This is a genomic window from Pseudomonas urethralis (genome assembly GCF_021602465.1).
Classification (GTDB): Bacteria; Pseudomonadota; Gammaproteobacteria; order Pseudomonadales; family Pseudomonadaceae; genus Aquipseudomonas; species Aquipseudomonas vlassakiae.
Window position 1 is genome coordinate 476,257 of record NZ_BQIJ01000001.1, and the last position, 24,564, is coordinate 500,820.

The following is a 24,564-nucleotide window of genomic DNA, read 5'->3' on the forward strand; positions in this document are numbered from 1 at the left end:
CCAACATGGGGGTGGGCGCTGAGCCTCCCCGAATCTTTCAAGTAGGGAGAACCTTATGCGTCTTGTTTCTACACTTACCGGAGTGAGCCTCACCGGCATGATGCTGGCTCTGAGTACTCCGGCCAGTGCGGCCGTCGACGCCAAGCTGCTCGAAATGCTCCGCGCCAATGGCTCGATCAACCAGGCGCAGTACAACGAACTGCAGGGCGACCTGGCACAAGAAACCAAGGAAAAGGCCGACCAGAAAGCTCAGTCCGACCGTATGAGCTCTTTCGAACAAAAAGTGGCATGGGCCGCCAAGACCCAGATCAAAGGTGATGTACGCCTGCGTTACGAAGACGTCAACGTCGACAACCCGATCGCCCGCAGTGGCAACCAGGACCGTGAACGCGTCCGTGCCCGCGTCGGCTTCTACAGCGAGATCAACCCGCAGGTCGACGCCGGCGTGCGCGTGGCCACCGGCAGCAGCGCCGATGCCCGCTCGACCAACCAGAGCCTGGACAACTACTTCGAGAAGAAATCGCTGTGGGTCGACCTGGCCTACCTCGACTGGCACCCGACTGCCGTCCCTAACCTGCACCTGATCGGCGGCAAGATGATGCAGCCGTGGGTGAGCATGGGCGACATCATCTGGGACAGCGACATCAACCCGGAAGGCGTGGCCGTCACTTACAAGACCAACGCCGGCCCGGCCGAAGTCTTCGGCAGCATCGGCCATTACAACCTGAAGGACAACGTCGACGGCGACGGCGTGCAGTACAAGCACGACGCACAGCTGTACGCTGCCCAGCTGGGGACCAAGTTCAACGCCGCTGACGCCGTCAAGGTCACGGTCGGTGCCAGTATCTATGGCTACGACAACGACAAGGCCTCGGCAGCCCTGGCTTCGCTGGGCAACACCACCAACGAGTTCCAGCTCGTGGAAGGCTTCGGCCAGCTCGATTTCACCGGCTTCGCCATCCCGCTGTCGGCTTATGGCCAGTACGTGAAGAACACCGAAAGTACCGATGGCAAGGACACTGCCTGGCTGGCTGGCTTGAAGTCCAAGATCGGCGCCTGGAGCCTGGACTACAACTACCGCGACGTCCAGCGTAACGGCGTAGTCAGCCTGTTCACCGACTCCGACTTCGGTAACGGCTTCACCGGTTCCCGTGGTCACAAGTTCAAGGTCGGTTATGAAATCGACAAGAACTTCGGCGTCGGCGCGGCCTACATGATGGCCAAGACCGACTACTCCAACCTGCCGAACAGCGACGCCGACGTAGACACCCTGCAGGTGGACCTGGAAGCCAAGTTCTAAGCTGCAGACTCCTCTGCTTCACGCTGAGGCGGGAAATGCCGACCCCATCCGGCGTTTCCCGCCTTTTTTTCGCCTGCCAGAAATGCATCGGCCCCTTCGCGGGTAAACCCGCTCCCACAAAGTACTGCACAGCTCCGGAAGCCTGCGCCTTGCCATGTGGGAGCGGGTTTACCCGCGAAGAGGCCGGTACAGTCTCTACAAAACTCAGCGCTTGCGCAAAATCACGCTACCAATCGAATAACCCGCACCAAACGAGCTCAGCACGCCAAGCGACCCTTGGGCCAGGTCATCCTGGTACAGGTGGAAAGCAATCACCGAGCCCGCCGAACTGGTGTTGGCATAGCGGTCGAGAATCACCGGTGCCTCTTCCTCGCTCACCTCACGCCCCAGCAGTTTCTTGACGATCAGCTGGTTCATGCTCAGGTTGGCCTGGTGCAGCCAGAAGCGCTTGACGTCAGACGGTTGCAGGTCGTTTTCGCCCAGGTGCTTGCCGATCAGCTCGGCAACCATCGGGCAGACTTCGCGGAACACCTTGCGGCCTTCCTGCACGAACAGTTTGTCCGGCGCACCGATACCCTCTTCCGCTGCGCGGTTGAGGAAGCCGAAGTTGTTGCGGATGTTGTTGGAGAACGACGTCTGCAGCTTGGTGCCAACGATGTCGAACTGGTGAGCCGAAGTGGCCTGGTCGGCACGCTCGACCAGCACCGCCGTGGCGGCATCACCAAAGATGAAGTGGCTATCGCGGTCACGGAAGTTCAGGTGGCCGGTGCAGATTTCCGGGCTGACCACCAGCAGTGCCCGCGCCTGGCCCAGTTGCACGCTGTTGGCAGCGGTCTGGATGCCGAAGGTGGCCGACGAGCAGGCCACGTTCATGTCGAAGGCGAAGCCGTCGATGCCCAGCGCTTGTTGCACTTCGATGGCGATGGCAGGGTATGGGCGCTGCAGGTTGGAGCAGGCGACGATCACGCCGTCGACGTCCGCCGGGGTACGACCCGCGCGCTCCAGGGCTTGGCGTGCAGCGGCCACGCCCATTTCGCAGAGGATCGACTGCTCATCATTCGAGCGCTCTGGCAGGCGCGGTTTCATGCGTTGCGGGTCGAGGATGCCGGCCTTGTCCATGACGAAACGGCTCTTGATGCCCGAGGCCTTTTCAATGAAGGCGGCGTCGGACAGGGGGGCTGCTTCGATTTCGCCACGCTCGATGGCGGCGGCGTTGTCCTGGTTGTACTGCTGCGACCAGGTATTGAAGGAGGCCACCAGTTCTTCGTTGGAAATGCTCTGGGCCGGGGTATACAGGCCGGTGCCGCTGATCACGACGTTATGCACGATCGGTCCTCTGCTCAAAGGCCATCGCCACGGGGCGCTGGCTAGGAATATGACAGAACAATGGCACTTTAGTACCAATTTTACGGCGAGGGCTGCGCCCTCGATCGCGGATGAGTCCGCTCCCACAGAACGGTGTAGGAGCGGATTTATACGCGATGGGCCGCAAAGCGGCCCTAAATCCAACGAAGTGTGCCACAAATCAAGGCAGTTAGCCTTCCACCTGGCTCCACTGCTTGCTCAATCGCTTGTCGGAAATCGGCACCTTGGTGCCCAACTGCTGGGCAAACAACGACACCCGATACTCTTCCAGCCACCAGCGGTACAAGGTCAGCTGTTCATCGCGCTTGCCTTCCTGGGCATGCTTGTCGGCCCGCGCCTTGTACTGCGCCCACAAGTTGCCCAGTTCGCCGCTCCACACGCGGTCCTTCTGCACTTGGGCGCCCAGCTTCTCCAGGCGCAATTCCACCGCCTTGAGGTAGCGCGGCAATTCCTTGAACCAGGCTGCCGGGGTCTCGCGCACGAAGCCCGGATAGACCAGGTTGGCCAGTTGCTGCTTGATATCGTTCAGCGCCACGGCCTGGCTCAGGTCGATCTTGCCCTTGAAGCGCTTCTGCAAACCGTGCCACAGCTTCAGCACTTCCAGCGTCTGGCGGGCAAGGCGTTCGGCATGCTCGGCCCAGCTGCCGCGCTTGCGTTCGGCCAGCCCGGCCAGGGCTGCTCCGTCACGCGGCAACGTCGCTTCACCGTCGAGGATGCAGCTGTCCAGGCTGGCCAACAGAATGTCCTCCACCAGCGCTTCGATCCGGCCCAGTTCACGATACAGCAGGCCCAGCTCGGTCAGCCCCGGCAGCTTGCCGCGCAGGAACTTGGCAGGTTCTGCCAACTGCTGCAGCAACAGGCGCTGCAAGGCCCGGCGGTGCTGGAACTCGGCTTCGGCCTGGGTCGAGAAACGGCCCTCACGCACAGTGCCGTTTTCTTCCACCAGCGCCGGGTACACGGTCATCGACAGGCCGGCGATCTTCTGCTGGGCGGTCTGCTTGACCTCGCTGAAGGCCTTGGCCTGCACCGGCTGCTCGTTCTTCTCGGTACGCGGCACGGCCAACGCGGCCTGGCTGGCGGCGGCAAAGCGCGCGGTCAGTTCGGCCAGGTCACGGCCTTCGCCAAGGAACTTGCCTTGGCCATCAACCACTTCGATGTTCATGCGCAGGTGGCCTTCGACCAGGTTGACCGACTCGGCCCAGGCCTCATCGGAAACCCGCGCGCCGGTCATGCGCAGCAACTCCTGGCCCAGCGCCTGGGGCAGCGCGCCCTGGCCAAAGCTCATGCGCGCCAGCGAGGCCTTGACGAAGTCCGGCACCGGCACGAAGTTCTTGCGCAGCGCCTTGGGCAAGTTGCGCACCAGGGCTACGCACTTGGCCTCCAGCAAGCCTGGCACCAGCCACTCCAGGCGCTCGCCCGGCAGGTTCGGCAACAGCGGCGCCGGCACCCTGACGGTCACGCCGTCACGCGGGTGGCCCGGCTCGAAGTGGTAGCTCAGCGGCAGGCGCAGTTCACCCACCTGCAGGCTGTCTGGGTACTGCGCGGCGGTGACTTCGCTGGCCTCGCGGGCCAACACGTCTTCCTCGCGCATGATCAGCAGGTTCGGGTCCTTCTGGCTGGTCATGCGGTACCAGGCATCGAAGATCGCGGTCTGATGGATCTCCGCCGGCAAACGTGCTTCGTAGAAGGCGTACAGGGTTTCTTCATCGGCGAGAATGTCACGCCGCCGGGCCTTGGCCTCCAGTTCGTCGAGTTGCTCGAGCAGGCGCTTGTTGGCGGCCAGGCATTTGGCCTTGGACTGGATTTCACCCCCCACCAGGCCCTCGCGAATGAACAGCTCACGCGAGGTGACTGGGTCGATCGGGCCAAAATGCACCGGGCGCCGGCCCACCAGGATCAAGCCGTACAGGGTGATCTGTTCATAAGCCACCACCTGCCCACGCTTCTTTTCCCAGTGCGGCTCGAAGTGATTCTTCTTGATCAGGTGGGTTGCCAGCGGCTCGATCCAGTCAGGCTCGATCCTGGCGACCATGCGCGCATACAGCTTGGTGGTTTCCACCAGTTCGGCGGCCATTACCCACTGCGGGCGCTTGCGACCGATGCCGGAAGACGGATGCACCCAGAAGCGCCGCTGGCGGGCGCCCTGGTAATCGCCCTCTTCGGTCTTCTGGCCGATCTGGCTGAGCAGGCCACTGAGGATTGCCTTGTGCACCTTCTGGTAGTCGGACGGCTCTTTGTTGACCGTCAGTTGCAACTCGCGGCAGATCAGCGACAGCTGGCGATGGGCATCGCGCCACTCACGCAGGCGCAGGTAATTCAGGAAGTTCTTGCGGCACCAGTTACGCAGCGGGCTGGCCGTCAGCGCCTGGCGCTGCTCTTCGAAACCGCGCCACAAGTTGACCAGCGCGGCGAAGTCGGTATCGGCGTCCTTCCACTGGGCATGGGCCTGGTCGGCGGCCTGCTGGCGCTCCGGCGGTCGCTCGCGTGGGTCCTGCACCGAGAGTGCGCTGGTGACGATCAACACTTCCTGCAGGCTGCCCTGGCGGGCACCTTCGAGCAACATACGGCCCAGCCGCGGGTCGATCGGCAGGCGCGCCAGCTGACGGCCGATCGGCGTCAGCTGGTTCTCCCGGTTGACCGCCGACAGCTCCTGCAACAGGTTGAAGCCATCGCTGATGGCCTTGCCATCGGGCGGCTCGATGAACGGGAAAGCGTCGATCGCGCCCAGGCGCAGGTGCAGCATCTGCAGGATCACCGCCGCCAGGTTGGTGCGCAGGATCTCGGGGTCGGTGAAGGCCGGGCGGCTGTTGAAATCTTCTTCGCTGTACAGCCGGATGCAGATGCCCGGCTCGACCCGGCCGCAGCGGCCCTTGCGCTGGTTGGCGCTGGCCTGGGACACGGCCTCGATCGGCAGGCGCTGGACCTTGGCGCGGTAGCTGTAGCGGCTGATGCGCGCGGTTCCGGTATCGATCACGTAACGGATACCGGGCACGGTCAGCGAGGTTTCCGCGACGTTGGTGGCGAGCACCACGCGGCGCCCGGTGTGCGACTGGAAGATGCGCTGCTGCTCGGCCGGCGACAGGCGCGCATACAGCGGCAGGATCTCGGTGTGGCGCAGTTGCGCCTTGCGCAGGATCTCTGCGGCATCGCGGATTTCCCGCTCGCCCGGGAGGAACACCAGCACATCGCCGGGGCCTTTGCCCACGCTGCGCTCGTGCTGCGCGATCTCGTCGAGGGACGCCAGAATCGCCTGGTCGACGGTCAGGTCGTCCTCGACCTGATTGCCTTCCTCGTCCTGCTCGCTGGTCAGCGGGCGGTACCAGGTTTCCACCGGGAAAGTACGGCCCGACACCTCGATGATCGGCGCATTGTCGAAGTGCTTGGAAAAGCGCTCCAGGTCAATGGTCGCCGAGGTGATGATCAGCTTCAGGTCCGGACGGCGGTGCAGCAGGGTCTTCAGGTAGCCGAGCAGGAAATCGATGTTCAGGCTGCGCTCGTGGGCTTCGTCGACGATGATCGTGTCGTAGCGTTCGAGGAAGCGGTCGTGCTGGGTTTCGGCCAGGAGGATGCCGTCGGTCATCAGCTTGACCAAGGTGTTGGCATCACTCTGGTCTTCGAAGCGCACCTGGTAGCCGACCAGCCCGCCCAATGGCGTGCCGAGTTCTTCGGCAACCCGCGCGGCGACGCTGCGCGCTGCAATTCGCCGCGGCTGGGTATGGGCGATCAGGCCATGGCTGCCACGGCCCAGTTCCAGGCAGATCTTCGGCAACTGGGTGGTCTTGCCCGAACCGGTTTCGCCGGCGATCACCAGCACCTGGTTTTCGGCCAGGGCTTTCTTGATCTCGTCGCGCTTGGCGGCAATCGGCAGGCTGTCGTCGTAGCGGATCTGCGGCACGCTGTTCTGCCGGGCAGTGACCTGGGCGCAAGATGCCTGGACCTTTTCTACCCACTGCGCCAGCTTGGCCTCGTCGGGGCGCTTGCGCAGCTCATGCAGTTGCCGACGCAGGCGGTGGCGCTCGGCGATCATGGCGTGGTCGAGGTTTTGCAGCAGTTTGTCGATGGCTTGGTCAGTCATGGGGCTTTTTAGTGATGCAGGTGGGCCTGCTTTTTCATGATCGGCATTCGAAGGATGCGCGATTGTCGCAGATTTGCCGGTTTTCTGCTGCCTGTGCCGGCCTCTTCGCGGGCAAAACCGCACCCACAGGGACCGCACCTTAGTCAGCCTGATGCAATCCTGTAGGAGCGGGTTTACCCGCGAAGAGGCCGGCACAGGCAGTACGAATGTTTAGCCAGGAGAGACGTGAACGTTGCCATTCACTGCTTTAATCAACCTTACGCCGCATGTGAGTATCAAAGGCATGACTCCCGTCCAGACCATCGTCCCACCGTCGTCCCGCCCTTCGCTCGCGAAGGCCCGGTCCCGCGCCGGTGAAAATCCGCTGGTCCACATCATTCTCGCCTTCTGGGCCCTGTGGCATTGCCGCCATGCACGCCCACCGGATGCTTCGCTCACGCCTGTGTGACCAAACCCGGCCGCCGTGCGGCCGTTTGTCTCCGCTGGACCGCGCCTGCGCGCGGGTCCCATGCGCCTGTGAGCGAATCCATCATGCACTTTGCACCTGTAGAGCACGCCAGCCGTTTCCTGGCCGAAAACCCCGATATCGAACTGTTCGAACTGTTCATCCTCGACGCCAACGGTGTGCCACGCGGCAAGCTGCTGCACCGCGAGGAACTGCTGGCGGTCTACCAGAGCGGCCGCCCGCTCCCCAGCACCATCCTCGGCCTGACCCTCAATGGCGACGACGTGGAAAACTCTGGCCTGGTCTGGGATGTCGGTGACATCGACTGCCGCGCCTACCCGTTGCAAGGCAGCCTGGTGCGCCTGCCTTGGCGCCGCGTGCCGACTGCCGCCGTGCAGGTCAGCATGCACCCGAGCGAAGGCCTGCCCGCCAGTGTCGCCGACCCGCGCCATGTATTGCTGCGTACCATCGAAGCGCTCAAGGCCGATGGTTACCACCCGGTGATGGCCTGCGAGCTGGAGTTCTACCTGCTCGACCAGCAGCGCGACGCCCAAGGCCGTCCGCAACCCGCACTGGACCACGACGGCGGCCGCCCACGCACTACCCAGGTCTACGGGCTGCGTGAACTGGAACAGATCGAACCCTTCCTCGCCGACCTCTACGCTGCCTGCAAAGCCCAGGGCATTCCGGCGCGCACGGCGATTTCGGAATATGCCCCCGGCCAGGTGGAAATCACCCTGGAACATGGCGACGCCCTGGAGGCGATGGACCAGGCCGTGCGCTACAAGCGCCTGGTCAAGGGCGTGGCCCATGCCCACGGCATGCAGGCCTGCTTCATGGCCAAACCCTTCGCGCAACTGGCCGGCACCGGCATGCACATGCACCTGAGCCTGGCCGACAGCGCCGGCAACAACCTGTTCGCCAGCGATGACAAAGCCGGTACCCCACTGCTGCGCCAGGCAGTGGCCGGCATGCTCCACCACTTGCGTGACTCGTTGTTGCTGTTCTGCCCCAACGCCAACTCGTTCCGCCGCTTCCAGGCCAACAGCTACGCCCCGCTGGCACCGACCTGGGGTGTCGACAACCGCACGGTCAGCCTGCGTGTCCCGGGCGGGCCGGCCAACAGCCGGCATGTCGAGCATCGCATCTGTGGCGCCGATGCCAACCCTTACCTGGCTGCCGCCGCGATTCTGGCTGCCAGCCATCGTGGCATCCGCGAGCAGCTTGACCCGGGTGCGCCGGTCGAAGGCAACGGCTATGCCCAGGCCACCGAGCACCTGCCCACCGACTGGCTGACAGCCCTCGATGCGCTGGAGCGTTCGCACTGGGCGCGGGAAGCGCTCGGCGAGGCGTTCCTCGGCGTCTACCTGAAGGTCAAGCGCGCCGAGTACCGCCAGTTCATGGCCGAAGTCAGCGAACAGGACTGGCGCTGGTACCTGCACCAGGCCTGAGCCCTACCCCATTCAGAACAAGGAACACCCATGAACGCAGTATTGAACACTGGCCCAGCCCAGCGTGCACCGTCCTATTACAGCGCCTCGCTGAACGACCACACCGAGTACCCGCAACTCAAGGGCACGATGCAGGTCGACGTGGCGATCATCGGTGGTGGTTTCACGGGCGTGGCCACTGCGGTGGAGCTGGCCGAGCGCGGCCTGAAGGTGGCGATCATCGAGACCAACCGGATTGGCTGGGGAGCCAGCGGTCGCAACGGCGGCCAGGTCACCGGCAGCCTGTCGGGTGACGAGGCCATGCGTACACAGATGCGCAACCACCTGGGCGCCGAAGTCGATGATTTCATCTGGCACCTGCGCTGGCGCGGGCACCAGGTCATCGAGCAGCGGGTCGAGCGTTATGGCATCGACTGCGACCTCAAGCGCGGCCATCTGCATGCGGCGATGAAACCTTCGCACATGGAGGAGCTGCGCAGCTTCCAGGCCGAAGCCGAACGCCGCGGCATGGGCGACCAGGTGCAACTGCTCGACCGCGAGGGTGTCGCCCGGCACCTGCAGAGCCCGCTGTACCTGGGCGCGCTGAAGAACCTGCGCAACCTGCACCTGCACCCGCTCAACCTGTGCCTGGGCGAGGCGCGCGCGGCCCACAGCCTGGGCGCGCTGATCTTCGAAAACTCCGAAGTCCTGGACATCGTCCACGGGCCACGCCCGGCGGTCGTCACCGCCCACGGGCGGGTCGAAGCACGCCAGGTGATGCTGGCCGGCGACGTCTACCACAAGCTGGAAAAGCGCCAGCTCAAGGGCAAGATCTTCCCGGCCATGGGCGGTATCGTCACCACCGCCCCGCTAGGCGAACTGGCCGAGCAGATCAACCCGCAGGACCTGGCGGTGTACGACTGCCGCTTCGTGCTCGACTACTACCGCCTGACGGCCGACAAGCGCCTGCTGTTCGGTGGCGGAGCCAACTACTCGGGCAAGGACTCGCGCGATATCGAAGGCGAACTGCGCCCGTGCATCGAGCGCACCTTCCCGGCGCTCAAGGGTGTGCCGATCGAGTTCAAGTGGAGCTGTGCGATGGGCATCGTGGTCAACCGCATCCCGCAACTGGGCAAGCTGTCGGACAACGTATGGTACTGCCAGGGCTATTCCGGGCACGGCATCGCCACCAGCCACATCATGGGCGAGATCATGGCTGAGGCACTGACCGGAACGCTGGAGAAGTTCGATACCTTCGCGCAGTGCAAGCACGTGCGGGTACCGATGGGGGACTTGCTGGGCAACCCGCTGCTGGCGGCGGGGATGTGGTACTACCAGATGCTGGAAAGACTGCGCTGATTGCATCGGCCCTGTGGGAGCGGCCTTGTGTCGCGAAAGGGCCGCAGAGCGGCCCCAGCAATTTCGGCATCACTGCTGAGACCCTGGGGCCGCTTTGCGGCCCTTTCGCGACACAAGGCCGCTCCCACACTGACCGTGCAGGTCTGGATCAGGCGATCTTCTTCAGCCCCTGTTTCTTCAGCTCTTCATCGCGCAATTCACGACGCAGGATCTTGCCGACGTTGGTGGTCGGCAGTGCATCGCGGAACTCGATGTAACGCGGCACCTTGTAGCCGGTGACGTTGGCGCGCATGTGCTCCATCACCTGCTCCTTGGTCACGGTCATGCCCGGCTTGACCACGATGAACACCTTGATCACTTCACCCGACTTCTCGTCCGGCACACCGATGGCTGCGCACTGCAGCACGCCCGGCAAGGCGGCGAGCACGTCTTCCAGCTCGTTGGGGTACACATTGAACCCCGAGACCAGGATCATGTCCTTCTTGCGGTCGACGATGCGCATGTAACCATCGGGCTGGATCAGTGCGATATCGCCGGTCTTCAGCCAGCCATCCGCGTCGAGGATCTCACTCGTGGCGTCCTCGCGCTGCCAGTAGCCTTTCATGACCTGCGGGCCCTTGACGCACAGCTCGCCGGTTTCGCCCAGCGGCAGTTCGTTGCCGGCATCGTCGATGACCTTGCACAGGGTCGACGGCACCGGGATGCCGATGGTGCCTACCTGGTTGGCCTCGGCCGGGTTCACCGCCGCCACCGGGCTGGTTTCGGTCATGCCGTAGCCTTCGCAGATGGCGCAGCCGGTGACGCTCTTCCAGCGCTCGGCCACGCTCAGTTGCAAGGCCATGCCCCCGGACAGGGTGATTTTCAGCGCGGAGAAGTCCAGGGCACGGAATGCCTCGTTGTTGCACAGGGCCACGAACAGCGTGTTGAGGCCGACGAAACCGCTGAACTTCCACTTGCCCAGCTCCTTGACCATTGCCGGCAGGTCGCGTGGGTTGCTGATCAGCACGTTGTGGTTGCCGATCAGCATCATCGCCATGCAATGAAAGGTAAAGGCATAGATGTGGTACAGCGGCAGCGGGGTGATGAGGATCTCGCAGCCTTCCTTCAGGTTGGCCCCCATCAGCGCCCGGCATTGCAACATGTTGGCCACCAGGTTGCGGTGGGTCAGCATCGCGCCCTTGGCCACGCCTGTGGTACCACCGGTGTACTGCAGCACGGCCACGTCGTTAGCCTGGGGGTTGGCCTCAGTGACCGGCTGGCCCTTGCCCAGTGCCAGCGTATCGTTGAAGCGCACGGCATGCGGCAGGTTGTAGGCCGGCACCATCTTCTTCACGTACTTGATCACGCTGTTGATCAGCAGGCGCTTGAGCGGTGGCAGCAGGTCGGCTACTTCGGTGACGATGACATGCCTGACCTGGGTCTTGGGCACCACCTTCTCGGCCAGGTGCGCCATGTTGGCCAGGCACACCAGCGCCTTGGCACCGGAGTCGTTGAACTGGTGCTCCATCTCCCGCACGGTATAAAGTGGGTTGGTGTTGACCACGATCAGGCCGGCGCGCATGGCACCGAATACCGCTACCGGGTATTGCAGGACATTGGGCAGCTGGACGGCAATGCGGTCACCCGGCTTGAGGTCGGTGTGCTGCTGCAGCCAGGCAGCGAAAGCGCCTGACAGCGCGTAGAGCTCGCCGTAGGTGATGGTCTTGCCCAGGTTGCTAAAGGCCGGTTTATTGGCAAAGCGTTGGCAGGATTGCTTGAGTACCGCCTGGATATTGGGGAATTCGTCAGGATTGATTTCCGCCGTAATCCCGGCTGGGTATTTATCCTTCCAAAAATTTTCGATCATGGAAGCCCACTCCTTCAGCAACAGCGAAGTTCGATTCACGCGTCTATGCGTTTATTATTGATATGAGATGGCGGTTCGTTGCAAACCGGATCATCTGAAAAGCGCGCCGAGAGTAACAGCTTTGACTGGGGTCGCCTAGAGGCCAAGATAGGCCTCACGGTCACAAAAATGACTCAATGAAATATGCGAGTCATTTTTAGAGTAATTGACCAAAATGTCGCAAATCGGGCTGTAAGCTGCCTGCTAGAGCACCTCCCAGCTTTCGCGGGCAAGCTCGCTCCCGCAGGTGCAACACAAGCTTCAAGCCTGTGCGGTCTCTGTGAAAGCGGGCGCCCGCGAAGAAGCCAGCGCGCTATCAAGCGATGTCGCGCAACTCCCTGCGCAGGATCTTGCCCACGGGTGTCATGGGCAGCGACTCGCGCACCACGATGTGCTTGGGCACCTTGTAGGCGGTGAAATTGGCCTTGCAATAGGCCTTGAGGTCGTCGACATTCACCCCACCTTCCCGCGCCACCACGAACAGCTTCACCGCCTCGCCCGAGCGCTCGTCCGGCACGCCGATGGCGGCGCAGCTGGCTACCTGCGGATGGCCCATCACCACATCCTCGATCTCGTTGGGGTACACATTGAAACCGGAGACGATGATCATGTCCTTCTTGCGGTCGACGATGCGGGTGAAGCCATCCGGGTCGATCACTGCAATATCGCCGGTCTTGAACCAACCCTCGGCATCTAGTGCCTGGGCCGTGGCCTCCGGCTGTTGCCAATAGCCCTTCATCACTTGTGGCCCCTTGATGCACAACTCGCCGCGTTCGCCCAACGGCAGTTCGTTGCCTTCATCATCGATGACCTTGAAAGCCGTGCCCGCCACCGGAATGCCTACGGTACCCAGCCGCGCCAACTGGCCATAGGGGTTGGTGCTGGCTACCGGTGAAGTCTCGGTCAGGCCATAACCCTCGACGATGCGGCAGCCTGTGAGTGTTTCCCAACGTTCGGCAGTGGCCTTGACCAGCGCCGTGCCACCGGAATTGGTGACCTTCAGGGCGGAAAAGTCCAGCTGGCGGAAGCCCGGGTGGTCCATCAGCGCGACGAACAAGGTGTTCAACCCCAGCAGCGCCGAAAACCGCCACTTGCCCAACTCCTTGATGAAGCCGGGGATATCGCGCGGGTTGGTGATCAGCACGTTATGGTTGCCGGTGACCATCATGCACATGCAGTTCGCGGTGAAGGCATAGATGTGGTACAGCGGCAGCGGTGCGATCATCACCTCCTGGCCCTCCTTGATCAGCCGCTGCCCGTCCGGGCCGTGCTGGGAGAAGCAGGCCAGCACCTGCAGCATGTTGGCCACCAGGTTGCCGTGAGTGAGCATGGCGCCCTTGGCCAGGCCCGTGGTGCCGCCGGTGTATTGCAGCACGGCGATGTCATCGAGGATGAGCGGCACCGGCTTGTGCGTCAGGCTGCGGCCTTGGCGCAATACCTGCTTGAACGGGACGGCCTGGGGCAGATGATAGGCCGGGACCATCTTCTTGACCTTGTCGACCACGGTATTGACCAGCCAGCCCTTGGCCGCAGGCAACATGTCGCCCATCTTCGCCTCGATCAGGTACTCGATGCCGGTATCGGGCAGCACTTCCTGCACGCGCTTGCCGAACATGTTCAGGTACACCAGGGCGCGCGCGCCGGCATCCTTGAACTGGTGACGCATTTCGCGCTCGGTATACAGCGGGTTGGTATTGACCACGATCAGCCCGGCGCGCAGCGCGCCGAACACGGCGATCGGGTATTGCAGGACGTTGGGCATCTGCACCGCGATGCGGTCACCGGGTTTGAGGTCGGTGTGCTGCTGTAGCCAGGCAGCGAAGGCTGCCGAATGGCGCTCGAGTTCGGCGTAGCTCAGGGTCACGCCGAGGTTGCTGAATGCCGGGCGCTCGGCAAAGCGCTTGCAGCTGCGCTCGAACACCTCGACGACCGAGGTGTATGCGCGGATGTCGATGGTGGAAGGCACGCCCTCGGGGCGTTTGTCATTCCAGAAGTCGGCTTGCATTTATTATTGTTCCTCTGCCTGAGCCCGCACGGATCCTTTGCCCTGCCTGCAGATGGCAGACAGGCGTTGAACCGACGTTAGCAGGTAAGCCCGAGGCGGCATATACGCCAAGTGCCGCCATTAACATTGTGAATCTTATTTGTGCCCTTCCTGCAATTCGACCGGTTGTGCATACACTGTGCGGGTCACCTTCGCGCAAAGGACTCGCCATGCCCCATGACGCTTTCTGGCTACCTGCCAGCGAACATTGCAGGCTGTACGTGCACCAATGGCTGCCGGCCACACCGGTCAAGGCCGTCGTGCTGCTGGCGCATGGCATGGCAGAGCACGCCGGGCGCTACCAGCGCCTGGGCGAGGCCCTGTGCACTGCTGGCTACGCCCTGCTGGCAGCGGACATGCGTGGTCACGGGCGCACCGCCGAGCAGGGCAGCCTCGGCCTGTTCGCCCGGCAACATGGCTGGAATGCCGTGGTCAACGACCTCGGCCTGCTGGCCCAGCACATCGGCCAGCAGTTCCCTTGCACACCGCTGTTCCTGTTCGGCCACAGCATGGGCAGCTACATCGCCCAGGCCTACCTCATGCACCACAGCGCCAGCCTGCAAGTGGCGATCCTCAGCGGCTCGAACTTCCAGCCCGCTGCGCTGTACCGGGTGGCGCGCCTGATTGCACGCGTGGAAGCCTGGCGCCAGGGCCACTGGGCAAGAGCGCGCTGATCGAGTGGCTGTCGTTCGGCTCGTTCAACAACGCCTTCAAGCCCACCCGCACGGCGTTCGACTGGCTCAGCCGTGACCCGGACGAAGTGGACAAGTACGTCAACGATCCGCTGTGCGGCTTTCGCTGCAGCAACCAGCTGTGGCTCGACCTGCTCCAGGGGCTGGCGCAGATCAGCCAGGCCCGCAATCTGGCGCAGATCGACCCGAACCTGCCCCTGCTGGTGATTGGCGGTGAATGTGATCCGGTGAGTGCTGGCAAGCGTCTCACCCATCTGGCCGACGCCCTGCGTGCGACCGGCAATAGACATGTACAGCTGCGCGTCTATCCTGATGCGCGGCACGAAGTACTCAACGAACTCAACCGCGACGAGGTCACCGCTGATATCCTCGCTTGGTTAGAGCAAGCGCTGGCCCTTGGCCGCCCTGCGCGCAGTGAATGATAGGCGCCCTCGCCCGCCCCTTAAGGAAGCCCAATGACCCAGGTCACCAACACGCCTTACGAAGCCCTTGAAGTCGGCCAGAAGGCCACCTATGAAAAATCCGTGGAAGAACGTGATATCCAGCTGTTCGCCGCAATGTCCGGTGACCACAACCCCGTGCACCTGGATGCCGAGTTCGCCGCCAAGAGCATGTTCAAGGAACGCATCGCCCACGGCATGTTCAGTGGCGCGCTGATCAGCGCTGCGGTGGCCTGCACCCTGCCGGGCCCCGGCACCATCTACCTGGGCCAGCAGATGAGCTTCCAGAAGCCCGTGAAGATCGGCGACACCCTGACCGTGCGCCTGGAAATCCTCGAGAAACTGCCGAAGTTCAAGGTGCGTATCGCCACCAACGTCTACAACCAGAACGATGAGCTGGTGGTCGAGGGCGTGGCCGAGATCCTCGCGCCGCGCAAGCAACAGACCGTCGAGCTGGTATCGCCGCCGAACTTCGTCGCCAGCTGAAACCGGCGTTGGATTCTTCGCGGGTAAACCCGCTCCCACAGTTGATCCTTGTGGGAGCGGGTTTATCCGCGAATGGGCCGGTAGAGCCACTAGATCAATCCGCGCAATCGCCTTTCGATATGCCGCCGCTCCGGCCCTTGGCTGGTCAACTCCAGCGCCCGCTGCCAGGCCGCTCGCGCCTCCTCGACATTCCCCAACTGTTGATGCATCTCTGCCCGCGCCGCATGGGCCAGGTGAAAGTCACGCAAATCACCCGCCGCCAGAATTGCCTCCACCGCGTCCAGCCCCGCCTGCGCACCATCGCGTTTGGCCAGCGCCACCGCCCGATTGAGCGCCACCACGGCTGACGGCCAATGCCGTTGCAGCACATCATATAGCCCGACGATTTCTGCCCAATCGGTTTCTTCAGCCGTCACGGCCTCGGCATGTACGGCCGCGATCGCCGCCTGCACGGTATAGGCACCAAAAGCCCGGCTGGCCAATGCCAGGCGCACCAGCTCGCAGCCTTCGGCGATTTGCTCGCGGTCCCACAGGCTGCGGTCTTGCTGGTCAAGCAGCACCAGATTGCCCTCGGCATCGCAGCGTGCCCGCTGCCGCGATGCCTGCAGCAGCATCAGCGCCAGCAACCCGACGGCCTCGGCGTCCGGTAGCAGTTGCACCAGCAGGCGGCCGAGGCGGATCGCCTCGTCACTCAGTTCCTGTTGCAGCACGGCCTCGCCCGAGGATGCCGAATAACCTTCGTTGAATACCAGGTAAATCACACGAAGCACGCTCTCCAGGCGCTCGGGCAGCTCATGCAGTTCCGGGACCTGATAGGGAATGCCGGCATCACGAATCTTGGCCTTGGCGCGGACGATGCGCTGGGCGATGGTCGCAGGGCTTTGCAGGAAGGCGCGGGCGATCTGCTCGGTGGTCAGGTCGCAGACTTCACGCAGGGTCAGCGGTACCTGGGCATCGGCCGCCAGGGCCGGGTGGCAGCAGGTGAAAATCAACCGCAGGCGGTCATCGCCCAGCAGTTCCTCTTCGCTGGGGTTTTGCCCCTGGCCTTCGATCAACATGATCAGGTCGGCCTGGGAGCGGTCGAAGCGGGCACGCCGGCGCAATGCGTCAATGGCCTTGAAGCGCCCGGTCGAGACCAGCCAGGCCCGTGGATTGTCAGGGATGCCGTCACGCTGCCAGCGTTCGACGGCGACAAAGAAGGCATCGTGCAGGGCCTCCTCGGCCAGGTCGAAATCCCCCAGCAGGCGGATCAACGTCGCCAGGATGCGCCGTGAATCCCGCCGGTACACCGCTTCGACTTCAGCACGAACCTGCGCCGGCCCCGTCATCAGTCCGGCATCCGCTGGGTCACGACCTCCACCAGGCGGTCCAGGCTCTCTCCCCAGCCCTGATGGAAACCCATTTCTTCATGGGCGCGGCTGTCGGCCGCGTTCCAGTGCCAGGCACGTGCGGTATAGCGGGTCTTGCCGTGTTCTTCGTCAAAGCTGATCACCGCAGTCATGAAGGCTTTGTCCGACGGCACCCAACCGGGCGTGAAGGCATCGGTGAACACCAGCCGGCGCGGGGCGGCGATTTCCAGGAACACGCCCTGGGTAGGGTACTCGGAGCCATCCGGGGCACGCATGAGGGTACGGAAAAGGCCACCGATCCACAGCTGCATCTCGCATTCCGCGGTGGTCATGCCGTGGGGCCCCCACCACTGCATCAGCCATTCGGGCTCGGTCCAGGCACGGAATACCTTGGCAGGCGGGGCATCGATCAAGCGACTGATGGACAGCTCGTGCTGCCCGGGCGCGGGTTGGGCAAGTGTCATTCTTGTTGTTCTCCGTTGCTGTCAGGGTTGCAGTTCACGCACTGGCCGCACTTCCACGCTGCCGACTCGCGCCGCCGGAATGCCCTTGGCGATGTTCAGCGCCTCGTTGAGGTCACGGGCATCGACCAGATAGAAACCGGCAAGCTGCTCTTTGGTCTCGGCAAATGGGCCATCGGTAATGCTCATTTGCCCGGCACGCACACGCACGGTGGTTGCGGTCTGTACGGTTTTCAGCGCCTCGGCCGCAATGATGCGACCGGAGTTATGCAGGGCTTCGGCGTAAGCCATGCATTCGGCGTCTTCCGGGCTGTCGGGCAGGCTGTGCAGCAGCCCTTCGTCACAATAGACCAGGCACAGGTATTTCATGGTCGTCTCCAGGCGTTGGCAACGTGCATTTGGCGATAGCCGATCAAGGCTTGAGATCGAACAGTGCTTTCTGGGTCTGCATGTCGAACGGAGCCGACCAGTGCTCGTGAATCACTTGCCACTGGCCAGCGGCCTTGCGGTAACCGACGGTGGCACGCATGAAGCCGCACTGGCTCTCGTCATCCCCGGGGCCGCAGCGGTTCAACCAGTGAGCCAGGCCCAGCTCGCCCTCGGCGTGCACGGTGAGTTGGGCAAGTTCGAAGACCATTGGCCCGGGGCACATGCTCATGCACATTTCCCAATGCGCCTGGTAGGCGGCCTTACCCTTGAACTGCAGGGACTGGATGGCATCGAAAGCGACGATGTCGTCGGCGTAGGGCGCCGTGATGGCGGGGATATCACGGTCACGCACGGCTTGCATCCAGCGGTCGATAAGCTGACGGATTTCATTTTCGGCTGCCGTGTTCATCGGGTGTTCCTCCGATCGTTCATGAGCGTTCTGGCACAAGGATGTCTTGCGCCTTCAGCTCATGGTCGAACGGTAGCCGGAGAAATCGACCGGCCACGGGATAATTTTGCTGGAGACAGGCATGTGTCCACAGCCAACGGGGTGAGTGATCAAGCCAGAGCTGCCTGCTCGAACACCTCATCCGCCCACTGATTGAGACTTTTGCCGGCAGCGCGGGCTGCAACACTGGCTGCCGCATGCACCTCTGGACGAATGCGCAGCATGACCTTGCCTGAAGCCGGTTTTTCCGGGGTAATGCCTTGCTCCGCGCAGTCGGCCAGATAATCCTCCAACGCCTCCCGGAAGGCTTCATGAAGCTCGGGCACCGAGCTTGCGTGAAAACTGATGATGTCGCGCATGCCCAGCACACGGCCAACAAAAATATCATCACGCTCATCGTATTCGATACGGGCGGCATAGCCCTTGTAGCGCATGCAACTCATAGGCTTACTCCTGCCCGCAGCAAAAATTCGCGGGCCTCTTCAATCTGATACCGTTTGGCTTCCTTGCCAGGATGGGGGCGATGGCACCTCCAGCTCTGGCCGCCAAGCACCAGCTTGACCCTGGATCCTTGCCGCTCAAGCACCTGCCCACCCAGGTGAAGCACCAGGGCTTCGACCTCGGAAAACGCCAGAGAGGCCGTGGTGGGCGTTCTGAAGATAGCGTCGTATTTTTCGGTATCGAGTGTTCATCGGAAAATGCTATCAAATTAAGATAGCACTTATTCCCCGATATCCATTCAGGATTTTTCCGTACCTGCCAGCACCTGCGCATAACGCTCGCGGTCGACGTTGGCCCCGCTCAGCACCACGGCCACACGCTTGCCGCCCTGGCGCTGGCGCTCCTGCAGCAACGCGGCCAGCGCTGCGGCACCAGCGCCTTCGGCGGTGTTGTGGGTGGTTTCGTGATAGATGCGCATGGCCGCTGCCACTTCGCTGTCGGTAACCCGCACGATGCGTGCGGCATGTTCACGGACCAGGGCGAAAGCATCCGGGTGAGGTACCCGGCAGGCCATGCCATCAGCAAAGGTATCGGCCGTGGCCGTGGTGACGATGCGGCCTTGCTCGAAACTCTGCGCATAGGCATCGGCGGCACTGGAGACTACACCGACGATCTCGGTCTTGAGTCCCAGCAGGTTGCGCGCCTGGATCAGCCCGCAGATGCCCGAGCCCATGCCGATCGGCACGTACACGCAATCAAGCTCGCTCACCGCCTCGAACAGCTCCAGGGCATAGGTGGCCACACCGCGTACCAACTCTGGGTGGAACGACGGCACCATGTCATAACCCAGCTCCTGCGCCAGGCGGGCAGCCTCTTCGCGGGCCACGTCGAAGTCGACACCGTGTTCCACCAACTCGGCGCCCAATGCACGCATGGCAGCGTTCTTCTCTTTCGAGTTGCCCTCAGGCACCACGATCACCAGCGGCACGCCCGCCTGGCTCGTAGCCAGCGCCATGCTCTGGCCGTGGTTGCCACGGGTGGCGGTAACCAGGCCCCGCGGAGGCTTGCCGGCGGCCAGTAGCGAACGCACATACACCAACCCGCCGCGCACCTTGAAGGCACCCGTAGGGGCGTGGTTTTCGTGCTTGACCCACAGCTTGCAGCCGACTCGCTCGGCCAACAGCGGCCAGACGCGCTGTGGCGTGGGCTGGACATGCTGGTGAACGAAATCGGCGGCTTCGCGCAGGGCGGCGAGGTCGAACATGGCGATCATCCTTATCGGTCGGTAAGGCACCGATCCTAATCGCCTTGGGCAGGTTTGGTAAATTGCGCAGGGCCCTGTCACCGACCGAGCGGCGACAGGGCCATCAGCCCATCAGCCTTGCTGGCAACCTTCGCCCATCGCCCGGTACTGAATGGTATGTACCTGGCCCTGATGGTCTTCATAGGTCATGGTCGCAGGCACCACTTCGCAGACATTGGGGATGGTCGACAGGTTGATCACCCGCTTGATGTCAAGGTTCATGGAATAGTCGTACTGCTGGGCCACGGGCTCGCTGGAGGCCGGCTTGGCCTCATCGGCGAGGGCGAACGAGGACATACCGACCAGTGCAAGAATCAGTAATGGTTTCATGGGGTTTGGCCTTTAAAGCAATCCAGCTGATCGAGTGACTTCTGATGCCGTCAATGGCGCGGAGAAGTTGTCATCAACTGCAAAGATGACACGAAGTACCGATCCCGCTTCGTCTACTGCGAGTGGGAATAGCTGAAATTCTACTCTCGACCAGGAATAGTTGAACCCTGAACTCGGACATTCACCCTTGCGGGATTTGCAACAATCTGCGACAAAGCGCAACAGCTCGATGACCCTGGCCCCCTGGGTAGAGCCCATCGCTCCAGGTATCGCCATGACTGCCCTGCATTGCACCCGGCTTTTCGGCCCCGAGCGTCGATTGCTCGAACATTTCTACAAGCACCAGGGTTCGCGCATGCGCGCAGCCAATGACGGTGAATCATGGGTGGCACGCAGTGATGGGATCATTGCCGGCCTCTGCCTCACTGCCGTCGCTGACGGCCACTGGCTCACCAGCTTGTTCGTCGCCCCAGACCACCGCAAGCGCGGGGTGGCCGCGCAACTGATCGAGGCGGCGCTGGCCGGGCACAGCGGCCCGACCTGGCTGTTTTGCCACCCCGACCTCACGGCTTACTACCAGCGCCTGGGCTTCAGCATCACTGCGCAACTGCCCGAAGCCCTGGCCTCGCGCCTGCAACGCTACCAGCGCAGCAAGGACTTGCTGGCCATGGTACGCGCTCAGTCGTCGTGGTCATCCAGCCCCGGGAACAGCACATCGGTATAGCCGAACCGGGAAAAATCCTGAATACGCGAGGGGTACAGCCGGCCGATCAGGTGATCACACTCGTGCTGCACCACCCGCGCATGAAACCCGTCGGCAAAACGGCTGATCGGATTGCCCTGCGGGTCGATGCCTTCGTAGCTGATGTGCTTGAAGCGCGGCACCACCCCGCGCAGGCCGGGCACCGAGAGGCAGCCCTCCCACCCCTCCTCGATCTCGGTGGTCAGCGGGGTGATCACCGGGTTGAGCAGGATGGTCTGTGGTACCGGCTCGGCATCCGGATAACGCTCGCTGCGTTCGAAACCAAAGATCACCAGCTGCAGGTCGATGCCGATCTGCGGTGCAGCCAGCCCTACGCCACCCACGTGGTGCATGGTTTCGAACATGTCGTCGATCAAGTGCTGCAATTCGCTGCTGCCGATCAGATGTTCAGGCACCGGCGGCGCGATGCGCAGCAGGCGCTCGTCGCCCATCTTGAGAATGTCACGGATCATCGCGGGTTCGGCTCGGTCGGTTGGGGCTCGACCGGGTGTTCATGGCCGAGCACGGTGATGGTTTCCTGGGGTTTGGCGCCCTCGAATTCCTTCTCGCCCGGGTCCTTGCCTTCGCTCGACATGTGCTCGATCACCGCATTCATTTCAGCGCCCAGCAACAGCACGGCGGCAGAGATGTAGAAGTACAGCAGCAGCACGATGATCGCACCGATGCTGCCATACATGGCGTTGTAGTCGGCAAAGGTCTTGACGTAGTAGGCAAAGCCCAGGGAGGCGATGATCCATACTACTACCGCCAGCACCGAGCCGGGGGTGATGAAGCGAAACTTCTGTTTGACGTCCGGCATCACGTAATAGATCAATGCCACCGCGATCATCATCAGGATGATGATCGCGGGCCAGCGCAGCACGGTCCACACGGTGACGATCACTTCCTGCAGGCCGACCTGAGCGGCAATCCACTCCATCACCTGCGGCCCCAGCACCATCAGCGCGGCTGCCGCCAGCAGCATGCCGGCAATACCGACGGTATAGATGATCGACAAGGGAATGCGTTTCCACACCGGGCGGCCCTCAGGCACGTCATAGGCGGCATTCATGGCGCTCATCATCAGGCGCACGCCGGCCGATGCAGTCCACAGCGCGATCACGATACCCACCGACAACAGCCCGCCCTTGGACTGCTGCAGCTGGTCGATGACCGGGTTCACCTGCTCCAGCGCCTGGGGCGGCAGCACCAGCTCTGATTGCAGGCGTAACCAGGAGAAGAAATCCGGAAGGTGCAGAAAACCGATCAGGGCGATCAGGAACAGCAGGAACGGGAACAGCGAAAACAGCATCTGGTAGGCCATTGCCGACGCATAGGTCGACATCTCGTCATCGAGGAACTCCTTGACGGTGCGTACCAGTACGCGGTGCACGGGCAGGCCGCGCAGGTCGGGGAAAATCATAGCGTCTCCTTTCGCCGCTTGATTCGTAAGTACAACGGTGAAGTCTAATAGACCGCGCCGGTGATGTACTGCTCCCGGCCATGCCAGAAGAAAATGCCTACACCTGTTTCCGCCTCTCAAAGAGGCGGAAACAGGTCCGTTCACCTTAAGGCTTCTTCACCGCATCCTTCACATTGCCCTTGATCTGCTGTGCCTCGCCTTTGAGTTCCTGGGCCTTGCCCTCGGCCCGCAGCTTGTCGTTGTCGGTCACCTTGCCGACGCCCTGCTTGACGTTACCGACCGCTTCGTTGGCCAGGCCTTTGGCTTTGTCTTTGGTACCGCTCATGGCAAAACTCCTGCGAATGGAGACACGTGGACCGTGTCGACAGTCGGTGGACCGAACACTTTCTCCAAGAGTTTCAAACAATTTGCCCGGTTCAAGCCAAGCGGTGAATCTGCGGGCGAATATCGCACCGAATAGGGCCTGGCGCACTGCTCAAGGGCAGAAGGCTGGCCTAGAATCGCTGCCAACCTGCGTATAAGAACAACAGTTTCCGGATATTTGCCCCATGCGTTTGATGCCCCTGTTCGCGGCCATGCTGCCGTTGTTGCCCTTGCCTGCCCTGGCCGCCGCACCGGCCAGCGAAACCCTGAAAGTCGAGCGTTACGCCGACGATGGCCAACCCGGCACCCTGCGCTGGGCCATCGAGACCAGCAACCAGAACCCCGGCCATTACCGCATCGAGATCGCAGCCGTCGGCAAGCCGCCGTATGTCATTCGCCCGACCCGCGCGCTGCCGGAGATCAAGGGGCCAGTGCAGATCACCGGCTTGCCCTGGGCCCGTGACGGCCAGTACATCGCCATCGACGGTTCGGGCTACATCAAGGACCAGGGCGTGCGCACCTGCCCAGGCGCCCTGCCCGGCCAGTTAGGCACCAACGTGCGCACCACCACCCACCCGGGGCTGGTGCTGCGCGACACCCAGGGCGTGCACCTGAGTGGCCTGGAGGTGCGCAACTTCTGCATTGGCATCCTGGTCAACCGCGCCAGCGGCAACGTCATCGAAGACAACCGCATCGTCGCCAACAAGGGCGGCGCCGGCATCATGCTCACCGGCGACGACGGTGCCGGCAACCCGACTGCCAGCACCACGGTCAACAACAAAGTGCTGCGCAACCAGCTGATCGACAACGGCGATGGCCTGGAGCTGACCCGCGGCGCGGCGTTCAACCTGGTGGCCGACAACCTGTTTCGCTCGACCGCGGCCAACCCTGAGCCGTCACAGGGCATCGAGATCCTGTTGGGCAACGACAACAGCGTGGTGCGCAACCGCTTCGAAAACTACTCCGACGGCCTGCAGATCAACTGGGGCAAGCGCAACTACCTGGGCGCGAACACCTTCAGCGGTAACTCGATTGGCGTCAGTGTCACTGGCGAAGGCAACATCCTCGACGGCAACCTGATCCACGGCAACCGCATCGGCGTAGCCTTGCGACCGGAACCGGACGTCACCACCACGCGCCTGAGCGGCAATCGCATCTGGGGTAACAGCCAGGACATCCGCCGCTGCGAAGCCGGTGGGTCCTGCGTGCCGAACCAGCGTACCGGCGCCATCGTCTTTGGCGTGCCGGCCCAGGCCCATGCGCTGTACGTGGGATCGCGCGGGGTCGGTGCGGATCTGCCGAAGAAGGACCAGGCGATCATTTGCGATGCCAAGGGCGAACCCACGCCCTGCCAGCCGCTGCCCAACCGCAACCAGCAGGCGCCACGGCTGATCGCCCTGGACGGCAATGTACTGCGTGGCGAGGTGCAGGGGCCGGTGTCGAGCCTGTTGCGCATCGAGGTGTTTGGCAATGCCCAGGCGGATGGCACCGAGGCGGAGCAGTATCTGGGGGATGTGCTGGTGAACACGGATGAACAGGGGCAGGCGCGGTTTGCCCAGGTGCTGGAGAACATCAGTGAGTTGAAGAGCTTCACTGCGACGGTCACTACGGCGGATGGCGCCACTTCCGAGTTGAGCCTGCCGGTTCGTCGCTAACGCTGATGGCCCTTTCGCGGGTAAACCCGCGCCTACAGGGATAGCACTGCCGTCGAGGTATGTGCTGAACCTGTGGCAGCGGGTTCACCTGCGAAGAGG

General features: G+C 62.9%; 21 protein-coding genes and 1 pseudogene. 7 read left to right on the top strand and 15 right to left on the bottom strand.

Annotated elements, in window-relative coordinates; translation table 11 throughout:
- The first annotated feature begins 55 nt into the window (after positions 1 to 55).
- A complete protein-coding gene (locus tag L6D64_RS02045; protein WP_054885688.1) occupies positions 56 to 1,300 on the top strand; it encodes a putative porin in 1,245 nt (414 codons plus the stop codon).
- 204 nt (positions 1,301 to 1,504) lie between these two features.
- Here the strand turns inward: L6D64_RS02045 and L6D64_RS02050 are convergent, their stop codons facing one another.
- Positions 1,505 to 2,626, bottom strand: a complete 1,122-nt coding sequence (locus L6D64_RS02050; RefSeq protein ID WP_176507883.1) for a beta-ketoacyl-ACP synthase III — start codon at positions 2,624 to 2,626, stop codon at positions 1,505 to 1,507.
- A 208-nt stretch (positions 2,627 to 2,834) separates the two neighbouring features.
- Positions 2,835 to 6,740 (bottom strand): ATP-dependent RNA helicase HrpA, encoded by a 3,906-nt coding sequence (hrpA, locus tag L6D64_RS02055; RefSeq protein WP_176507882.1) that lies wholly within the window; start codon positions 6,738 to 6,740, stop codon positions 2,835 to 2,837.
- Between the two features lie 531 nt (positions 6,741 to 7,271).
- On the opposite strand from hrpA, the gene L6D64_RS02060 reads away from it, so the two are divergent.
- Both L6D64_RS02060 and L6D64_RS02065 read left to right on the top strand, forming a co-directional pair.
- Positions 7,272 to 8,636, top strand: coding sequence for a glutamine synthetase family protein (locus tag L6D64_RS02060; protein WP_176507881.1), 1,365 nt, complete (start codon positions 7,272 to 7,274; stop codon positions 8,634 to 8,636).
- A 30-nt stretch (positions 8,637 to 8,666) separates the two neighbouring features.
- Complete coding sequence (locus L6D64_RS02065) at positions 8,667 to 9,974, top strand: NAD(P)/FAD-dependent oxidoreductase (RefSeq protein WP_176507880.1); 1,308 nt, start codon at positions 8,667 to 8,669, stop codon at positions 9,972 to 9,974.
- Positions 9,975 to 10,122: 148 nt separating this feature from the next.
- Here the strand turns inward: L6D64_RS02065 and fadD1 are convergent, their stop codons facing one another.
- Positions 10,123 to 11,820, bottom strand: coding sequence for a long-chain-fatty-acid--CoA ligase FadD1 (gene fadD1, locus L6D64_RS02070; RefSeq protein WP_176507879.1), 1,698 nt, complete (start codon positions 11,818 to 11,820; stop codon positions 10,123 to 10,125).
- Between the two features lie 355 nt (positions 11,821 to 12,175).
- Entirely contained in the window at positions 12,176 to 13,864 is a 1,689-nt protein-coding gene (gene fadD2, locus L6D64_RS02075; protein ID WP_176507878.1) for a long-chain-fatty-acid--CoA ligase FadD2, read from the bottom strand.
- 209 nt (positions 13,865 to 14,073) lie between these two features.
- On the opposite strand from fadD2, the pseudogene L6D64_RS02080 reads away from it, so the two are divergent.
- Together L6D64_RS02080 and L6D64_RS02085 are read left to right on the top strand one after the other, a co-directional pair.
- Positions 14,074 to 15,017, top strand: a pseudogene (locus tag L6D64_RS02080) (lysophospholipase).
- A 33-nt stretch (positions 15,018 to 15,050) separates the two neighbouring features.
- On the top strand, positions 15,051 to 15,521 hold the full coding sequence (locus L6D64_RS02085) for a MaoC family dehydratase (protein ID WP_054885695.1): 471 nt from the start codon (positions 15,051 to 15,053) through the stop codon (positions 15,519 to 15,521).
- Between the two features lie 89 nt (positions 15,522 to 15,610).
- Here the strand turns inward: L6D64_RS02085 and L6D64_RS02090 are convergent, their stop codons facing one another.
- The 8 genes from L6D64_RS02090 to L6D64_RS02125 form a co-directional block, all read right to left on the bottom strand.
- Positions 15,611 to 16,849: an RNA polymerase sigma factor gene (locus L6D64_RS02090; protein WP_176507877.1), complete on the bottom strand. Its 1,239-nt coding sequence runs from the start codon at positions 16,847 to 16,849 to the stop codon at positions 15,611 to 15,613.
- Positions 16,849 to 17,334 carry an SRPBCC family protein gene (locus tag L6D64_RS02095; RefSeq protein ID WP_176507876.1) on the bottom strand — a complete coding sequence of 162 codons (486 nt, stop codon included), beginning with the start codon at positions 17,332 to 17,334 and terminating at the stop codon, positions 16,849 to 16,851. Before L6D64_RS02095 ends, L6D64_RS02090 begins: the two co-directional genes overlap by 1 nt.
- Before the next feature lie 21 nt (positions 17,335 to 17,355).
- Positions 17,356 to 17,700: a YciI family protein gene (locus tag L6D64_RS02100; protein ID WP_176507875.1), complete on the bottom strand. Its 345-nt coding sequence runs from the start codon at positions 17,698 to 17,700 to the stop codon at positions 17,356 to 17,358.
- A 43-nt stretch (positions 17,701 to 17,743) separates the two neighbouring features.
- Positions 17,744 to 18,169 (bottom strand): YybH family protein, encoded by a 426-nt coding sequence (locus L6D64_RS02105; RefSeq protein ID WP_054885699.1) that lies wholly within the window; start codon positions 18,167 to 18,169, stop codon positions 17,744 to 17,746.
- A gap of 149 nt (positions 18,170 to 18,318) precedes the next feature.
- Positions 18,319 to 18,651, bottom strand: coding sequence for a type II toxin-antitoxin system HicB family antitoxin (locus L6D64_RS02110; protein ID WP_054885700.1), 333 nt, complete (start codon positions 18,649 to 18,651; stop codon positions 18,319 to 18,321).
- Positions 18,648 to 18,815 carry a type II toxin-antitoxin system HicA family toxin gene (locus tag L6D64_RS02115; protein ID WP_309295810.1) on the bottom strand — a complete coding sequence of 56 codons (168 nt, stop codon included), beginning with the start codon at positions 18,813 to 18,815 and terminating at the stop codon, positions 18,648 to 18,650. The genes L6D64_RS02110 and L6D64_RS02115 overlap by 4 nt, the downstream gene beginning before the upstream one ends.
- 132 nt (positions 18,816 to 18,947) lie before the next feature.
- Positions 18,948 to 19,913 (bottom strand): threonine dehydratase, encoded by a 966-nt coding sequence (locus L6D64_RS02120; RefSeq protein WP_176507874.1) that lies wholly within the window; start codon positions 19,911 to 19,913, stop codon positions 18,948 to 18,950.
- Positions 19,914 to 20,024: 111 nt separating this feature from the next.
- Positions 20,025 to 20,282 carry a DUF2790 domain-containing protein gene (locus L6D64_RS02125; RefSeq protein ID WP_176507873.1) on the bottom strand — a complete coding sequence of 86 codons (258 nt, stop codon included), beginning with the start codon at positions 20,280 to 20,282 and terminating at the stop codon, positions 20,025 to 20,027.
- 355 nt (positions 20,283 to 20,637) lie between these two features.
- On the opposite strand from L6D64_RS02125, the gene L6D64_RS02130 reads away from it, so the two are divergent.
- Positions 20,638 to 21,006, top strand: coding sequence for a GNAT family N-acetyltransferase (locus L6D64_RS02130; RefSeq protein WP_176507944.1), 369 nt, complete (start codon positions 20,638 to 20,640; stop codon positions 21,004 to 21,006).
- Here L6D64_RS02130 and def read toward each other — a convergent pair.
- The 3 genes from def to L6D64_RS02145 form a co-directional block, all read right to left on the bottom strand.
- On the bottom strand, positions 20,961 to 21,497 hold the full coding sequence (gene def, locus L6D64_RS02135) for a peptide deformylase (protein ID WP_176507872.1): 537 nt from the start codon (positions 21,495 to 21,497) through the stop codon (positions 20,961 to 20,963). The two genes, L6D64_RS02130 and def, sit on opposite strands and share 46 nt — an antisense overlap.
- Positions 21,494 to 22,447 (bottom strand): YihY/virulence factor BrkB family protein, encoded by a 954-nt coding sequence (locus L6D64_RS02140; protein WP_176507871.1) that lies wholly within the window; start codon positions 22,445 to 22,447, stop codon positions 21,494 to 21,496. Before L6D64_RS02140 ends, def begins: the two co-directional genes overlap by 4 nt.
- Before the next feature lie 145 nt (positions 22,448 to 22,592).
- A complete protein-coding gene (locus tag L6D64_RS02145) occupies positions 22,593 to 22,772 on the bottom strand; it encodes a CsbD family protein (RefSeq protein ID WP_060510377.1) in 180 nt (59 codons plus the stop codon).
- A gap of 223 nt (positions 22,773 to 22,995) precedes the next feature.
- Between L6D64_RS02145 and L6D64_RS02150 the strand changes: the two genes are divergently transcribed.
- Positions 22,996 to 24,465: a right-handed parallel beta-helix repeat-containing protein gene (locus L6D64_RS02150; protein ID WP_176507870.1), complete on the top strand. Its 1,470-nt coding sequence runs from the start codon at positions 22,996 to 22,998 to the stop codon at positions 24,463 to 24,465.
- Positions 24,466 to 24,564: the final 99 nt, after the last annotated feature.

Coding starts and splice junctions, on each gene's coding strand:
- L6D64_RS02130 (WP_176507944.1), top strand. CDS start 20,638: ATGCGCGCAGCCAATGACGGTGAATCATGGGTGGCACGCAGTGATGGG.
- L6D64_RS02095 (WP_176507876.1), bottom strand. CDS start 17,334: ATGACACTTGCCCAACCCGCGCCCGGGCAGCACGAGCTGTCCATCAGT.
- def (WP_176507872.1), bottom strand. CDS start 21,497: ATGATCCGTGACATTCTCAAGATGGGCGACGAGCGCCTGCTGCGCATC.
- L6D64_RS02125 (WP_176507873.1), bottom strand. CDS start 20,282: ATGAAACCATTACTGATTCTTGCACTGGTCGGTATGTCCTCGTTCGCC.
- L6D64_RS02120 (WP_176507874.1), bottom strand. CDS start 19,913: ATGTTCGACCTCGCCGCCCTGCGCGAAGCCGCCGATTTCGTTCACCAG.
- L6D64_RS02145 (WP_060510377.1), bottom strand. CDS start 22,772: ATGAGCGGTACCAAAGACAAAGCCAAAGGCCTGGCCAACGAAGCGGTC.
- L6D64_RS02085 (WP_054885695.1), top strand. CDS start 15,051: ATGACCCAGGTCACCAACACGCCTTACGAAGCCCTTGAAGTCGGCCAG.
- L6D64_RS02045 (WP_054885688.1), top strand. CDS start 56: ATGCGTCTTGTTTCTACACTTACCGGAGTGAGCCTCACCGGCATGATG.
- fadD2 (WP_176507878.1), bottom strand. CDS start 13,864: ATGCAAGCCGACTTCTGGAATGACAAACGCCCCGAGGGCGTGCCTTCC.
- L6D64_RS02065 (WP_176507880.1), top strand. CDS start 8,667: ATGAACGCAGTATTGAACACTGGCCCAGCCCAGCGTGCACCGTCCTAT.
- L6D64_RS02110 (WP_054885700.1), bottom strand. CDS start 18,651: ATGAGTTGCATGCGCTACAAGGGCTATGCCGCCCGTATCGAATACGAT.
- L6D64_RS02100 (WP_176507875.1), bottom strand. CDS start 17,700: ATGAAATACCTGTGCCTGGTCTATTGTGACGAAGGGCTGCTGCACAGC.
- L6D64_RS02090 (WP_176507877.1), bottom strand. CDS start 16,849: ATGACGGGGCCGGCGCAGGTTCGTGCTGAAGTCGAAGCGGTGTACCGG.
- fadD1 (WP_176507879.1), bottom strand. CDS start 11,820: ATGATCGAAAATTTTTGGAAGGATAAATACCCAGCCGGGATTACGGCG.
- L6D64_RS02140 (WP_176507871.1), bottom strand. CDS start 22,447: ATGATTTTCCCCGACCTGCGCGGCCTGCCCGTGCACCGCGTACTGGTA.
- L6D64_RS02150 (WP_176507870.1), top strand. CDS start 22,996: ATGCGTTTGATGCCCCTGTTCGCGGCCATGCTGCCGTTGTTGCCCTTG.
- hrpA (WP_176507882.1), bottom strand. CDS start 6,740: ATGACTGACCAAGCCATCGACAAACTGCTGCAAAACCTCGACCACGCC.
- L6D64_RS02105 (WP_054885699.1), bottom strand. CDS start 18,169: ATGAACACGGCAGCCGAAAATGAAATCCGTCAGCTTATCGACCGCTGG.
- L6D64_RS02060 (WP_176507881.1), top strand. CDS start 7,272: ATGCACTTTGCACCTGTAGAGCACGCCAGCCGTTTCCTGGCCGAAAAC.